Source organism: Pseudomonadota bacterium (assembly GCA_018817425.1).
Lineage (GTDB): Bacteria > Desulfobacterota > Desulfobacteria > Desulfobacterales > RPRI01 > RPRI01.
Map to the genome: position 1 here is coordinate 96243 of JAHITX010000034.1, position 16154 is coordinate 112396.

The following is a 16154-nucleotide window of genomic DNA, read 5'->3' on the forward strand; positions in this document are numbered from 1 at the left end:
CTTTCCTAAACGACTTTCATAATTGTTTTTGCTATATCCTGCAGGGGTGCCACCGTATCGACACATCCAAGTGCAATGGCTGCTTTGGGCATACCAAACACAACACATGTGGACTCGTCCTGAACAATCGTGCTTCCTCCGGCCTTCCTGATGGCCTGTAAACCCTTGGCGCCGTCACTGCCCATACCGGTAAGGAGGACACCGACAACATCTTCGCCATAGGCCTTGACTACAGATTCCATGGTGTAATCTATAGATTGCAGTTTGCCCGGCTTGCCGCTAAGTTTAATCCTTTTATGTATACCATCTTCTATAATGCCGGTTTGTACTTCCCCGGGAGCGACAAAGACCCTGCCCGGACTTATGATGTCATTATCTTCGGCCAATGAAACATTTAAGGAACATTCTCCATTTAAATGTGCCGCAAAAAACGGTGTGAAATTTTTATCCATATGCTGAACGACCAGAATGCCGGCGGCAATGGAGGAGTGGATACCGGAAAGTACAATGGCGTTTGCATTTGGCCCTCCTGTGGAGGCGCCGATGACAACCATCTTTTTTCCCGTTGCTTTTTTGCCCTCTCTTATCTCATAAGATTCTTCGGGCAGACTGTATTTAATTCTGCTGACATGGGCTTTTGCCGCCATATGGACTTTGTTGATAATTTCGTCCTTTATAATATCTATATCATATGAGACTTCCCCTTTTGTCTTCTGTATGTAATCCACAGCCCCCAACCGCAGGGATTTAAGCACAACGGTCATATCCCTTTTGTCAACCCCGCTTAAGATCAGCACCGGTGTCGGGCACTTATCCATAATGTGCGTCAGGGCGACCAGCCCATCCATCATGGGCATAGCAATGTCGAGAAGTACTACATCAGGTCGGTGCTCCTTCACCTTAAGCACAGCCGCCTCACCGTTATCAGCTGTGTCCACAACATCTATCAAAGGATCAGTCTTCAGGAGATAGGATATGGACTTTCTCATGAAGCTCGAATCATCGACTATGAGGACCCTAATCATATATACTGATCCTTGCCGTCATTCATTCTCCCAATATCCTTGCAATCTCTGCCACGATATCTTCCGGTTTGAACGGTTTTCTTATATAGCCTAATGCACCGATTTTTCTTGCCTCTTCCTGTTTTGTCTCCTGCCCCATAGCGGTTACCATGATGACCTTTGCCTGAGGGTCATACTTGAGCAGCAGCTTCAATGTGGAGATGCCATCCAGATCCTTCATCAGGATATCAAGAGTTACAATATCAGGTTGAAGCTTTTTATAGAGATCTACTGCCTCTTTACCATCAGACGCCATACCGACAATAGTATGTCCATACTTTTCAGCGATAAATTTCAAGGAACTCCTCATAAATGATGCATCATCCACAATCATAATCTTTGCCATACCTCAACTCCTCCTTTTTCTATCATATATCTCGTTATCGACATCTACGGATGCTGCTTCAATCTTCGCTGTAATATTTCCATCCTCAAACTCCGGGCTGCCAAGAGCCTGTTTAATTTTTTCAAGATTAGGCATTTCTGTTCCGTCAAGAATCTTTTTAATATCAAGCATGATAACCATTCTTTTGTTTACCATGCCTATACCGGTTATCGGCTCGTCTTCCATCACATTGTTTGTTGATGCGGGCAGTTTGTGCACCAGATCATCGGGAATTTTTATGACCTCTTCTACGGAATCAACCGTCATACCTATGGGAAAGCCCTTGTGCTCGATAACGATAATGCGGGTTTCCTCATCATACGGTTTTTGTTCGAACCCGATTTTTTTACGAAAATTAATAACAGTGGATAATCTGCCCCGCAGATTGGCAACGCCGTCAATATAAGATAAAGAATTGGGAACCTGAGTCAATTCCAGCGGTCTTGAGATTTCCTGAACCCACATGGCCTGAATACAGAACTCCTGGACGTTGATCTTAAAAACAAGATACTGGTCCTGTTCAATTTCTTCTATCTCAGTATCGTCATTTATAATCTGCTCCTTCATGTTTTGCTCCTCTCCATTTTCCTTGTCACTTTTGACACTACTACCTCCTCAACTGTAAATCGTTCCACGGTCTTTTGGAAGTTTTCAGACATATCGGCCAGGTTTGTTGCGATGGCCGTCAGCTCCTGCATCTTGCCAAGTAGCCTTTTGGAGCCTTCCGCCGACTGGGTGGCAGCGGTAGATGTGTCGGCAGCGATACCGCTGATCTTGTCAAGACTCTGGGAAACAGCATCGATGCTGTTCTTCTGATCGGCGGCGGCCTTCGAAATTTCCATTGATGTAGTGGATGTTACGTCAATAGAACGGTCAATATCCTTAAATGAGCTGGAGGTTAATTCGATGGAATCTTTCACCAGCCTGACATTACCGGCCATGGTCTTGATCGTTAGTGCCGTATCTTGCGTTTCGCCCATAACCGACTGGACAAGAGTCGATATCTTTTTTGCCTGCAATTTGCTGTCGGCAGACAAGGTCTTGACCTCTTCGGCAACAACAGCAAAACCCTTACCCTGCTTGCCGGCACGAACGGCCTCAATTGCGGCATTGATGGCAAGTATATTTGTCTGGGTTGCAATATCCCGGATCACATCTACAATTTCCTGGATCTGTTCACTGCTTTTGCTAAGTGATTCAATCCTTCCTACGGATTCATTTGAACCTTCAAGCATCAGGTCCGTGTTCTTGATCGTTTCTTCCATAGCTTTGCGGCCTTCGCCCGTTGCCTTAGTGGCTACTTCCGTATGCTGGTTCATGCTTTCCGCCTGGGTCAGCGTATTGGATGCCGTTTTTCCAACTCCCTCGCTTTCGCTTGACGCCTCGACAATCTGTTGAGCCTGAGCCTTGGCACCCTCTGCTATCTGTTCAATAGTGCCGGAAAGCTGGGACAGGAGAGCATTCATTTCCTGGCCTGCACCGAGCGTCTTCTGAGATACTGTACCGATATTTATACCTGCATTCCGGAGTTCCGAAACAATGCCTTTGAGACTTTCTATGGTGCTGTTTATACCGTCAACCATAGAAGCAAAATCTCCTACTGCATTAACGTCTACCATCTGCGAGAGGTTGCCTTCGCCTACCATGGACATCACGGCATTAATGTTACCGATAATGCTGTTAAGGGTGTCCACCATGCCATTGATCGTATTTTTTAATTCGAGCATTTCGCCACGGGCTTCAACCGTAATCTTTCGGGAAAGATCTCCTTCGAAAATTGCCATTGTGACCTTTGAAATACCCCGCACCTGCGAAGTAAGGCTTCCTGCCATGGCATTCACGTTATCGGTCAATTCCTTCCACGTGCCGGCTACACCTGGAACTATCGCCTGGCCGCCTAATTTTCCGTCGGTACCAACCTCCCGGGCCACACGGGTTACCTCGCCGGCAAAGATGTTGAGGTTGTCAACCATTTTGTTGATCGTGTTTTTTAACTCCTGAATCTCCCCCTGGGCCTCAACAGTGATCTTTTGGGAAAGTTCACCGTTTGCAACAGCGGTCGTGACAACGGCAATATTTCTGACCTGGCTGGTCAGATTGTCCGCCAGCATGTTTACATTGTCAGTCAGTTCCTTCCATGTGCCGGCCACTCCCGGCACCTCAGCCTGTGCGCCCAGCTTGCCTTCCACTCCTACTTCTCTTGCCACCCTCGTAACCTCGCTTCCAAACAGATTGAGATTGTCAACCATGGAATTGAGAGTTCCTTTTAAGCCTGCAATCTCTCCCGATGCCTCAACAGTTATTTTCTGAGTTAAATCTCCTGCGCTTATGGCTGTGGCTACCATGGCTATGTTTCTTACCTGGTTGCTCAGATTGGCCGCCAGCATATTTACATTTTCTGTCAGTTCCTTCCATGTGCCGGCCACTCCCGGCACCGCAGCCTGTGCGCCCAGCTTGCCTTCAACTCCTACTTCTCTTGCCACACGCGTAACTTCGCTTCCAAACAGATTGAGGTTGTCAACCATGGAATTGAGAGTTCCCTTTAAGCCTGCAATCTCTCCCGATGCCTCAACGGTTATCTTCTGGGTTAAATCTCCTGCGCTTATAGCTGTAGCTACCATGGCTATGTTTCTTACCTGGTTGCTCAGATTGGCCGCCAGCATATTTACATTTTCAGTCAGTTCCTTCCATGTGCCGGTTGCACCCGGAACCTCAGCCTGACCGCCCAGCTTGCCTTCGCCGCCGACCTCTTTGGAAACCCTGGTTACTTCGCCCGCGAAAGTGCTTAATTGACCAACCATTGTGTTGATCGTGTCTTTTAACTGCTGAATCTCACCGCTGGCCTCAACTGTTATCTTCTGAGTTAAATCTCCTGCGCTTATGGCTGTGGCTACCATGGCTATGTTTCTTACCTGGTTGCTCAGATTGGCCGCCAGCATATTGACATTTTCCGTCAGTTCTTTCCATGTACCGGTTGCACCCGGAACCTCAGCCTGACCACCCAGCTTACCTTCGCCGCCGACCTCTTTGGAAACCCTGGTTACTTCGCCCGCGAAAGTGCTTAATTGATCAACCATTGTGTTGATCGTGTCTTTTAACTGCTGAATCTCACCGCTGGCCTCAACGGTTATCTTCCTGGTTAAATCACCCTGGGCTACACCTGTGGTCACTTCAGCTATGTTTCTAACCTGGCTGGTCAGATTGTCCGCCAGCATGTTTACATTATCTGTCAGATCCTTCCATGTGCCGGCCACCCCGAGCACTTCAGCCTGTGCGCCCAGCTTGCCTTCCACGCCTACTTCTCTTGCCACCCTCGTAACCTCTGAAGCGAAACCGCTTAACTGATCAACCATTCGGTTGATAGTATCTTTCAACTGCAGGATCTCCCCCTGAGCCTCAACAGTGATCTTTTGGGAAAGCTCCCCGTTTGCAACAGCAGTCGTGACAACGGCAATATTGCGGACCTGATTGGTGAGATTGGCTGCCATCATGTTTACATTGTCCGTTAATTCCTTCCATGTTCCGCCGACCCCCTTTACCTCTGCCTGGCCACCCAGCTTACCTTCGATACCAACCTCTTTCGAAACACGGGTTACTTCTGAGGCGAAGCTGCTCAACTGATCAACCATTCGGTTGATGGTATCTTTCAACTGCAGGATTTCCCCCTGAGCCTCAACTGTAATCTTCTGGGAGAGTTCGCCATTGGCAACAGCAGTAGTGACAACGGCAATATTTCTAACCTGGCTGGTGAGGTTGGCCGCCATCATGTTTACATTGTCCGTTAATTCCTTCCATGTTCCGGCTACACTGGGAACCTCAGCCTGGCCACCCAGCTGCCCTTCGATGCCGACCTCTCTGGCCACACGGGTTACCTCGCCGGTGAAGGTGCTGAGGTTGTCAACCATCTTGTTTACCGTATTCTTCAATTCAAGGATCTCACCTTTTACATCAACGGTAACCTTCTGGGAGAGATCCCCGTTGGCAACAGCTGTTGTTACGACGGCAACATTTCTGACCTGGCTGGTGAGGTTGGCCGCCATCATGTTTACATTGTCCGTTAATTCCTTCCATGTGCCGGCTACAGCGGGAACCTCTGCCTGGCCGCCCAGCTGCCCCTCGATACCAACCTCTCTGGCCACTCGAGCAACCTCGCTGGCGAAAGTATTGAGGTTGTCAACCATCTTATTTACCGTATTCTTCAATTCAAGGATTTCGCCTTTTGCCTCAACAGTGATCTTCTGGGAAAGCTCCCCGTTGGCAACAGCAGTAGTTACAACGGCAATATTGCGGACCTGATTGGTGAGGTTAGCCGCCATCATATTGACGTTTTCCGTTAATTCCTTCCATGTACCGCCAACCCCCTGCACTTCTGCCTGACCGCCAAGCTTTCCATCGGTGCCGACTTCTCTGGCCACACGGGTTACCTCTGAGGCAAAGCTGCTTAACTGGTCGACCATCATGTTGACTCTGTTGCCGATTTTTAAGAATTCACCTTTCAATTGCCTTCCATCGATTTCCAAAGCCATTTTATTTGAAAGGTTTCCCTCGGCAACACTGCTGATAACACGGCCGAATTCTTCTGTAGGTTGGACGAGATAATTTATGAAAGAATTTACTGATTCAACACTGGTCCTCCATGAACCGGTTACCGGTCCGATCGCGATACGCTCTGATACCTTCCCTTCATGACCGATAATCTCACTTATACGTACAAAATCATCGGATAACCTCCTGTTTAATTCAATAACATCGTTAAACACATCGGCAATATCGGCCATGATGCCACCGTGTCGGTCAAAATCCAGCCTTACGTTAAAATCACCTGCTCTTACAGCCTTGAGAGCGTTTAATAACATCTTCAAACTATTATCAGCAGTATTGAGCTGGTTTGGTGTGTCTTTGCCTGAGTTATTGATAAAGTCAACCTCGCCCGCAGCAACATCGTTATTTTCTTCTTTATCCGGAAAGAAAACAGATCTTCCGGGCTTGCGTTCCTTTTTTATAGCTTTCATAATATTTCCCTTCTTTTCTAATTAGAGCGTTAAGTTTGACTTTTTTATTGAATCCGCAATTTTCTTATAGGCCTTACCGGCCTTACTTTTTGGTGCATAATGAGAGATCGGAGTCCCTTTTTGTTGTGATTTAAAAATCTCCGGCGATTCCGGAACAACAAATACAGACTTGAACATTCTTACCAGCATTTTCTTGATCTGGCGGGATGGGTTATCGCCGTGTAATATTCTTTCTAGTGGGTCTTGCCCAACATATCGGGTCAGAATAATCGTAATCTTATTAAAATGATGACCGGTATTGCGCTTGACATCAAGAAATACGGTTTTGAGATTGTCAATGGCTTCGACGGAAAAAATACCGGGATCAAAAGGTATGATCATGTGATCTGCAGCAACAAAACAGTTCATCAGCAGTAGTCCTGAGCTGGGAGGCGTATCAATCAGAATGTAATCATACAAAGATTGGACATCCCGGATTAACGTACGGAGTAAAGTAATTTTTTCCTTAGTGCTTTGAATACTTACTTCGGCAGCAGAGAGATCCCATTCGGATGGCGCGAGGTGGAGATTTTTTACATCCGTTTCCAGTATTATATTTTTTAACGGGACATCTTCGTGTCCATCGCACAGACCAAGAATTGAATCATATATCGTGTGCTTTAACGTCAGTTTATCTATACCAATTCCAGAAGTTGCGCTTGCCTGCGGGTCAAAATCGATTAAGAGGACCTTGCTACCGCCTTTGGCCAAAAACCCGGCAATACTCAAACAGGAAGTTGTTTTACCCGTACCGCCCTTGTAGTTGGCAAAAGCAATGCATTCTCCGATTTCAGACATATGTATACCTTTCGTGTTTTCTTTTTTCGGTAGCGTAAATATTAATAAAAACTATTGATTGATCGGGCTTATATATATTTAGTCTATGCCAGCGGAACCAGGATATGCAAAGGATATGCCTTGATATATTATAGCTTATAGCTTATTGGTATATGTATAGATTCGATTAATTATGGAAAACACGCGGTTTGTGCGGAGTTATAAAAAAAGGGGGAAACGCCAATTGGTTGACACTATCTGAAATTAGGTGGGAACGCCAATTGCTTGACACTATCTGAAATTTGGCTAAATATCAGCTTTCAAGTAAAACTTTAAGATTGTTCTCATTAATTATTTTAACACCGGCTGCTTTTGCTTTTTCAAGCTTAGATCCGGGAGAACTGCCGGCAACAAGATAATTGGTTTTTTTGCTAACGGACCCGCTGATTTTTCCGCCCAATGATTTGATTTTCATTATGGCTTCGTTTCTTGTCAGACTTTCAAGAGTTCCGGTTATAACAAAAACTTTACCATCAAGGATTGAATTTTTTCTGTTTTCTTCATATTGGAGTCTAACGCCGCTGTTTAGTATTCGTTCTATCCTGTCAAGATTGTCCCTGTGTACGAGAAAGTCAACAATGCTTTGTGATACAACAGGACCGAGTCCATTTATAGTATTTAAATCATCATATGTTGCATTACAGAGCTTTTTATATTCTCCATACTTTGATGCAAGTATCTCAGCGATATGTTCGCCCACATGACGAATGCCAAGCGCGTAAATAAATCTGGCAAAAGATATATTTTTGCTTTTTTCAATAGCTTCAATAAGATTTTCGGCAGATTTTAAGCCCATGCGCTCCATGCCTTCCAATCTTGCTTTTTCAAGATAAAAAATATCAGCATAGGAAGATAAGTGTTTTTTTTCAACAAGCTGATCAATCAACTTTTCACCAAGGCCTTCTATATCAAAAGCCCTTTTGGAAACGAAATGCTCTATCTGCGCTTTTATTTTTGCTGGACAGGTATCATTTATACATCTAACGGAAACCTCTTTTTCATCACGAATAAGTTGCGAATTACATGAAGGGCAATTTTGAGGCATACAAAAGATTTTTTCACTTCCGGTTCTTACACTGTCAATAACTTTTACGATTTCCGGGATAACATCACCTGCGCGCTGAACAATAACGGTATCTCCTATCCTGATATCTTTCTTTTTAATTTCATCCTCGTTATGCAGTGTCGCACGGCTTACATTCACTCCCCCTACATTGACACTTTCAAGGCAGGCTACAGGAGTGACAGCGCCGGTGCGCCCCACCTGCACAAGTATATCCATTATTTTGGTTGTTTCCTGTATAGCTTTAAATTTATATGCAATAGCCCACCTGGGGCTTCTTGCTTTAGTTCCAAGCTGCTCCTGAAACTTCACGGAATCTACTTTTATCACCATACCATCTATGTCATATGGCAGGGAGTTTCGCATAGCTTCAAGTTCTTTGTAATAGCTACAAACAGCAGCTATATTTATTTTTGGCTTTATATGGGGATTGATTCTTAGCCCAAGCTCTTTTAAAGCCCAAAGCCAGTCCCAGTGAGATTGAAAATTTATACCTTCTGACTCACCGATACCGTAAAAATAAATTTCAAGCGGCCGTTTTGCGGTTATTTTAGAATCAAGCTGCCTCAAAGATCCCGCCGCAGCATTTCTTGGGTTCGCAAATAATGGCAGACCCTGGGACAGCATATCTTCGTTAAGCCGTTTAAAACCATCTTTGCTTATAAAAACCTCACCTCTAACCTCAAGAAGGGAAGGGCTGGTATGCTCTTTTTGGTGCGGTTGAAGCAAGACAGGAACAGAACGTATAGTTTTAACATTAGAAGTTATGTCTTCACCGGTTTCGCCATCCCCCCTTGTAGAAGCAGATACAAGCCTTCCATCTTTATAAACAAGCTCTACGGCAACTCCATCCATCTTGGGTTCTGCCGTATAAAGAATTTGCTCATCCGTCATAAGCTCTTTTATTACGCGCTTGTCAAAATTTAAAATATCAGCATCAGAAAACGCATTATCAAGGCTTAGCATTTTAACAGAGTGTTTTACTGTCTCAAATTTTTTGACAGGTGCAGCACCAACTTTCATAGACGGAGAATCAGGACTTGACAGTTCCGGAAATCTTTCTTCAAGTTCAAGCAATTCCTGCATCATTTTATCATATTGGGCATCGGAAAATTGAGGGTCATCCATTACATAATAGTAATAATTATGTCTGTTGAGTTCTTCTCTCAAAGTTTCAATTTTTTTGATAATATCAGGGTTTATAATGTCTGACATATTTTTATCAAAGCCTGATTATTTAGGGACGGCAAGTGCTGAGAGCTCATCTTTAACTTCATCAATGATTTCATAAAACCACATAAGATCTTCAATTGTAAGACGGCCTGCCTTACGCTGGCTTTCATTTCCGTCTTTTTTAATAAATATTCTCGGGCCTATCTGAAGTTTTGCTTCACCTTCTCCATAACGATTTATGGAAACAACAAGGCCTGTTTCCTCACATCTCCACTGTTTTAATATTTTGTCCATATCAGGATCAAAAGGCATTTTATCCTCCATTTGTTTATTGTTTGAAAATAGCTCGTTTGATAATACTTAATAAAACATAAATTATCAGTAACTACTCAGGTTGTTAGGTTCACGGTTCACAGTTGATTGTTTTGAGCTCTTCATATTTCTTGAGATAGTTGATGAACCCACGAACGGAAATACGGGTTCGTCTGATTTGCTCGTAAACATCTTTAAATTCGCAGCTCTCTAACCTTGAACCGTGAACCCTTGAACTGTGAACCTTAGTAGTTACAATTTTCACACTTTTGAAAAATCTGCAAATAATGCAAAAAGATCGGAAATAGATCTTAGCAATGCTATTCGGTTGTTACGGATATTTTCATCTTCGGCCATTACTAAAACGCCATCAAAAAAATCATCAACAGGGTTTTTAAGAGACGCAATATCAAGCAGGGCCTGGTCATAAAATCCTTTCTCAAGATTATCCGATACTTTCATTTTTATATCTTTATATGCAGCAAATAAAGCCGATTCACAATCTTTTTCAAACAGTCTTTCGTTAACATCACTTTTGCAGTCGGCACTTTTGGGGGCTGATTTTCTGATGATATTGACAACTCTTTTAAATGCTATTGCAAGCTGCTCAAAGCCTGGGTCAGCTTTAAGTTTTTCAAGCGCTTTTGTGCGTTGCCATACATCAGGCACATGGTTTGCGGAAATATCAACTATTGCCGATATCACATTTTTTGAATAGCCTTCTTCTGCAAGCAGGTGTGATATACGGCCTTGCAAAAAACTATAGACATTATCAGCTGTACTACTATTATCTGTGGTATCTTTAATTTCAAACAGTGAGAGGCTTTTTTCAATCAGGCTTCTTAATGAGAATAAAAACCCTTTATCAAGCATTATCTGAATTATTCCGATTCCCTGTCTTCTTAATGCATAAGGATCTGAAGCTCCGGTAGGTATAAGTCCTGCTGAAAAACAGCCGCAAATCGAATCCATCTTATCTGCTATTGCTACTATTGCACCAATTGTAGTTTCCGGAAGCTTTCCGCCTGAATATGCTGGCCTGTAATGTTCTTCAATAGCAATAGCCACATTATTTTCTTCCCCTGCCTTTGCAGCATATATTCTTCCCATGATACCCTGAAGTTTTGGAAATTCGCCTACTATATGGCTGACCAGATCGGCCTTGCATAGCCTGGCAGCTCTTACTGTTTGCTTTATTAATAGCGGGTCATCAGATATCTCATCAGCAAGATATTTGCCCAATTTTTCAATTCTTTGGGTTTTTTCGTACATGGTGCCGAGTTTTGCCTGAAAAAGAACGCCTTTTAGTTTTTCAACCCAGTCATCGGGAGAAATTTTAATATCGCTTTTGTAAAAAAACCGGGCGTCTTCCAGGCGGGCTCTTAAAACTCTTTCATGGCCTTTAGCGACTACCTGCATATTTTTGGCCTGTGTATTATTGACGGCAATAAAATTCGGCAAAAGCCTGTTATTGGTATCAATAATTGCGAAATACTTCTGATGTTCGCGCATTGAATTTATCAGCACCTCATCCGGCACTTCAAGATAAGATCTGTCAAAGCTTCCGGCAACCGCTACGGGATACTCAACAAGATTGGTGACAATATTCACAAGTTCATCATCGCATAAAACATTACCATCAAGATTTTTTGCAATTTCTGCGATCTGGTTTTTAATATCAGCTTTTCTTTCATTGATGTCTGCAAGTACGAAGGCGTCTTTTAATTTATTGATATATTCATCCGGATCAGATAATCTTATTTTGTCGGGAGATAAAAAACGATGGCCGAAAGTATTTCTTGAACTTTTGATATTGCCAATATCAAAAGAGATAACCTGCCCGCCTAAAAGAGCGACTATAGACTGAATGGGTCTTGCAAATTTGATATCAAGATCCGCCCATTTCATAACTTTTGGAAAAGGAATATGTAAAATAACCTGTGGAAGTATTTTATTTAAAACTGCTTTGGTTTTGATTCCGGATTCTGTTTTGACTGCACAAAGATAAGACCCTTTATCAGTTTGCTTTACGCTGATTGCTTTTGGGCTGATATCCATTTTTTCTGCAAATTTTTTGCCGGCCATTGTAAGCTGTCCGTTTTCATCGAATCCTATTTTTTCCGGAGGCCCGTTAATTTCTGTAGTAAGAGAATCCTGTTTTGCAGAAACATCATAAACAAATATTGAAAGTCTTCTCGGAGTTCCAAATGTTTTTAATTTACCATGTTTGATTCTTTCTTCGGTCAGTCTTTGTGCAAGAATAGCAGAAAGTGCGCTAAGCGCCGGTTCGATATAGCCTGCAGGAATTTCTTCCATTCCAATTTCAAGTAACAGTGTTTCCATTTTTACCTCGGTTTACCAAAAACTATAAATATTAAAGACTCATTATAAGCCTGTAAAAAATTTGCAATTATTATTTTTTAAGCAAAGGAAAACCCATAGCTTCTCTTTGCTTTAAGTATTCTTCCGCACATGCACGAGCAAGGTTTCTGATCCTTGCTATGTAACCGGTTCTTTCCGTAACACTGATTGCTCCGCGGGCGTCAAGAAGGTTAAAGGTATGCGAACACTTAAGGCAGTACTCATAAGCAGGAATAACAAGTGATTCTTTAATTATTTTTAAAGATTCCGCTTCATACTGGGCAAAAAGATTGTGCAGAAAATTAATATCGGCTTTTTCGAAATTATAAGTCGATTGTTCCACTTCCTGATGATGATAAATATCTCCATAACTGATAGAATCATTCCATTTAAGGTTATAGACATTATCAACTTCCTGCAAATACATTGCTATTCTTTCCAGCCCATATGTAATTTCAACAGAGATCGGATGAAGATCTATGCTTCCTGCTATCTGGAAATATGTAAATTGTGTTATTTCCATTCCATCCAGCCATACTTCCCATCCAAGGCCTGAAGCGCCGAGGGTAGGGGATTCCCAGTCATCTTCAACAAATCTTATGTCATGATCAAGTGGGTTTATGCCAAGGGCTTTTAAACTCATAAGATACTGCTGTTGAACATCAGAAGGAGAAGGCTTGAGTATTACCTGATACTGATAGTAATGTTGAAGTCTGTTTGGGTTTTCCCCGTACCGGCCGTCAGTTGGGCGCCTGGAAGGTTGAACATAGGCAGCATTCCATGGCTCCGGTCCCAAAGATTTTAATAAAGTGGCAGGATGAAAAGTACCCGCACCCACTTCCAAATCATATGATTGTATAAGTGCACAGCCTTTGCGTGACCAGAACTTTTGCAAAGACAGAATTATATCTTGAAAATTCATATTTTTTTACCTCTTATTAGTTTATCAGCAAACCTTCTGGGTCCGGTTCAATATCGAGTAAGCATGCTTCTTTTCTTTGCGAAAGTACGGACTCCCATTTAGGCTTTAATTTTTCAATATCGGAAATTTCCCCTATAGCCCATATACAGCCTCCGCCTCCGGCACCTGTAAATCTTGCTCCACAGTTATTGCTTACAGCTGCTTTAACAAGCTTTCGGCCGATATCATCTAAAACATCCGGCGTCATTTTTTTTCTTATAGCAGTCTCTTGATTCATAAGTAAAGCAGCATCATGAAATTTATAATTTGATAATGCATCAACAAAACTATTTGTGCATGCCACTATGTCATCCCATAGATTTCGGTATTTGCCGGAAACAAACTGATTAACCCATATGCCGTTTATGTTTTTTGATTCATGCGGAATACCGCAATAGGCTAAAAGCAGATTCTTTTTGAAATCTTTGAAAAATTTATTGTTAAATATGCTCCTTTTTTTATAAGGAGCCCCATCTGACCCATCTTTCCAGTACCATGCATTAATACCTCCGAAAGCTGCTGCAAGTTGATCCTGCAAACCACACGGCACACCGGCAACACTTTGTTCGATTGAATGCGCAAGCAAAACAATTTGCTGCTTTGACAATGCTTTTTTGCCTGTTTTTTCATGTAATTTTGAAAGCACTGCTATAAGTGCCACGGCAGCAGATGATGATCCGCCTAAAGCACTTCTTGGGGGAGATGAAGAGTTAATTGAAATATGGACTCCGTCAGCTCTGAAAAATGATGCAATCGCAAACATAAGCCCAAGCGGGTGGTTGAAAGGTGCTTTTTCTATAGGAAATACTGCGCTTTTAAAACCGCGTGAAGAAACTTTTATCTTTCCTTTGTCAAATGGATGAAGATGCACTCTGGTTCTTAAATTAACAGCAATATTAAATGTGCATGGGTTAAGATGCATCAGAGGATAATGAAATGTACTTATATCTAAAGTTCCGCCCATATCAATACGGCAGGGCACCGAAGCTTCGGCATGTTCCGAATTTAATAGTTTGCTAAAATTATTCATCTTTTTTCCTGATCTGTTTCAAAAACTTAAAGCTTTGCAGCTCTTTTCCAAGATGATAGGCTGTATATGACTCCAGAAGATCCAATCCCTCTTTTATAGCAGGAGAAGTAAAACGTATTTTTGAGGCCTTGGATAAATCGCCGCTTTCAATCCATAGGAGCCGTTTGATTGTCCCTTTGGAAAGAAAGAGCCGGTTAACAGATGCTCCGGCACATTTTTGACATACAATTCCACCCTTTGAAATGTCAAAGGCAACACGATCTTCTTTTATGTTGTCTATTTCAAGGCGGCACTTCATACACAAGGACAAATCAGGGCAAATACCAGCTATAACAATAAATCTCATCTGAAAAATGATGCTTAGTATTTCTTCCGGTATCAGGCAGTTATCAAGTTGCTCAAGAACAAAATGTAACAGGAGGTAAAGATTGTCCTGTTTTGCTCCTGCTTCTGTCCACACATTTATCATTTCAGCAAAATAACTCGCATATGCGGTTTTTTTTAAGTTTCCCCTTATACCGGAAAAGGAATCAATAAGATTTGCCTCCTGCAAAACCATAAGATCCCTGTCTTTTGAAGAACTGCATACAATTTCTAAAAGCGAAAACAATTCAAGAATTCCACCGAAACGTTTTGCACTCTTTTTTGCAGATTTTGCAATTGCAGATATTTTGCCTTTTTTTAATGAGAAGAAGGTCAATATTAAATCATAGTCTCCAAAATCTACACGCCGAAGAACTATTGCAGGCAATGTGAAATTTGGCATCTATTTATAATCCCGGCATGGCTTTAAAAAATGAAGTGTACTCACTCGGCTAAATATTTATATACCAGCAAAATATTATGATTTGGACGGCGAAGAAACAAAGCTTCACGATACCTATTTAATAATCTTGATATAAGAATTTTGCCTTAGTTCTTCTACCCATAGTTTGAATTTTTCATTGGTGGCATCATTATAAAGTATCCCCTGAATTTCGGAGGTAGCTTCATCAAGTGACTTGCCGGGCTTTGTTTTAATCTCCTCTATGTAGATAATTTGGTACCCCAGATCAGTTTCAAGTACTTTGCTGAATTCTTTTTGTTTAAGGTCTTTTATCGCATCCTGTATTTGTTGTGATAATTCATTAAATTCAAATGTTCCCAAATCCGAAGTTTCAATACCGTATGATTCTGCATAATCTTTGTCAATTTCTTCAACTAACTGTCCTTCAGTTAGTTTTGTATAAATAGTTTCCATTATTGACAAGGCTTTGATTTTATTATCATTATCTGCATTGGAATCCAATCTGTTTATTATATTAAAAAGATGATATACTGCTTGCGGCATATATTCGCTCTTATGACTTTCATAATATGCTTTAACATCGTCTCTTGTAATTACTATCCTTGATTTAACTTCAATATCAAGAATTTTTGCTCTGAGAATATTCTGCTTTATTTTATCGCTGAATTCATTAAACGTAAGTCCATCTTTAGCTACCATGTTCCTTAACTCTTCGTCAGTTAAGCGCTTGGACTCTTTAATACGCTCTAAGGTATTGTCAAGCTCTTTATCAGTTACCGAAAGATCGTATTTTTTAGCTTGCTGATCGGTAAGCTTCTGGTCAATAAGCTGATTTAAAACATCTTCCCGCATTTTAAAAAGCATTTCGCGCTCTTGGTCTTCAGGATAACCAAATGACAGTATTTTTTCAGTATAGGCTTTGGTGGTTTCTGTAAAATCACTAAGTGTAATCAACTCATTATTAACCACGGCAACAATCCTGTCCAACACTTCGGCGCTGCATTGGCCTTTGTAAATTAAAATACCCGGCATTACTATCATAATAAAAAGTATAACTATAGTGTTTGTGCATGTCTTAAATTTGCTTTTCATAAGTATCCGATCGCAATATAGTTTGATGTTATATAATT

At 41.9% G+C, this 16154-nt stretch carries 12 protein-coding genes; all 12 read right to left on the reverse strand.

Annotated elements, in window-relative coordinates:
- Positions 1-5 precede the first annotated feature (5 nt).
- The 12 genes from cheB to KKC46_07380 all read right to left on the reverse strand — a co-directional run bounded on the left by cheB (position 6) and on the right by KKC46_07380 (position 16116).
- A complete protein-coding gene (gene cheB, locus KKC46_07325; protein ID MBU1053625.1) occupies positions 6-1025 on the reverse strand; it encodes a chemotaxis-specific protein-glutamate methyltransferase CheB in 1020 nt (339 codons plus the stop codon).
- Between the two features lie 22 nt (positions 1026-1047).
- Positions 1048-1410: a response regulator gene (locus tag KKC46_07330; protein MBU1053626.1), complete on the reverse strand. Its 363-nt coding sequence runs from the start codon at positions 1408-1410 to the stop codon at positions 1048-1050.
- A 3-nt stretch (positions 1411-1413) separates the two neighbouring features.
- A complete protein-coding gene (locus KKC46_07335; protein ID MBU1053627.1) occupies positions 1414-2016 on the reverse strand; it encodes a chemotaxis protein CheW in 603 nt (200 codons plus the stop codon).
- Positions 2013-6461 carry a HAMP domain-containing protein gene (locus KKC46_07340; protein ID MBU1053628.1) on the reverse strand — a complete coding sequence of 1483 codons (4449 nt, stop codon included), beginning with the start codon at positions 6459-6461 and terminating at the stop codon, positions 2013-2015. The genes KKC46_07335 and KKC46_07340 overlap by 4 nt, the downstream gene beginning before the upstream one ends.
- 21 nt (positions 6462-6482) lie before the next feature.
- Entirely contained in the window at positions 6483-7298 is an 816-nt protein-coding gene (locus KKC46_07345) for an AAA family ATPase (protein MBU1053629.1), read from the reverse strand.
- 292 nt (positions 7299-7590) lie between these two features.
- The gene (gene ligA / locus KKC46_07350) at positions 7591-9615 is read right to left on the reverse strand and encodes an NAD-dependent DNA ligase LigA (GenBank protein MBU1053630.1); all 2025 of its coding nucleotides are present in this window, start codon (positions 9613-9615) and stop codon (positions 7591-7593) included.
- Positions 9616-9633: 18 nt separating this feature from the next.
- Positions 9634-9885: a hypothetical protein gene (locus KKC46_07355; GenBank protein MBU1053631.1), complete on the reverse strand. Its 252-nt coding sequence runs from the start codon at positions 9883-9885 to the stop codon at positions 9634-9636.
- A 261-nt stretch (positions 9886-10146) separates the two neighbouring features.
- Positions 10147-12228 (reverse strand): glycine--tRNA ligase subunit beta, encoded by a 2082-nt coding sequence (gene glyS, locus KKC46_07360; protein MBU1053632.1) that lies wholly within the window; start codon positions 12226-12228, stop codon positions 10147-10149.
- A 70-nt stretch (positions 12229-12298) separates the two neighbouring features.
- Entirely contained in the window at positions 12299-13168 is an 870-nt protein-coding gene (glyQ, locus tag KKC46_07365) for a glycine--tRNA ligase subunit alpha (GenBank protein ID MBU1053633.1), read from the reverse strand.
- Between the two features lie 16 nt (positions 13169-13184).
- Positions 13185-14237: a galactokinase gene (locus KKC46_07370; GenBank protein MBU1053634.1), complete on the reverse strand. Its 1053-nt coding sequence runs from the start codon at positions 14235-14237 to the stop codon at positions 13185-13187.
- Positions 14230-15003: a DNA repair protein RecO gene (gene recO / locus KKC46_07375; protein ID MBU1053635.1), complete on the reverse strand. Its 774-nt coding sequence runs from the start codon at positions 15001-15003 to the stop codon at positions 14230-14232. Before recO ends, KKC46_07370 begins: the two co-directional genes overlap by 8 nt.
- Positions 15004-15117: 114 nt before the next feature.
- Complete coding sequence (locus KKC46_07380; protein MBU1053636.1) at positions 15118-16116, reverse strand: SurA N-terminal domain-containing protein; 999 nt, start codon at positions 16114-16116, stop codon at positions 15118-15120.
- Positions 16117-16154: the final 38 nt, after the last annotated feature.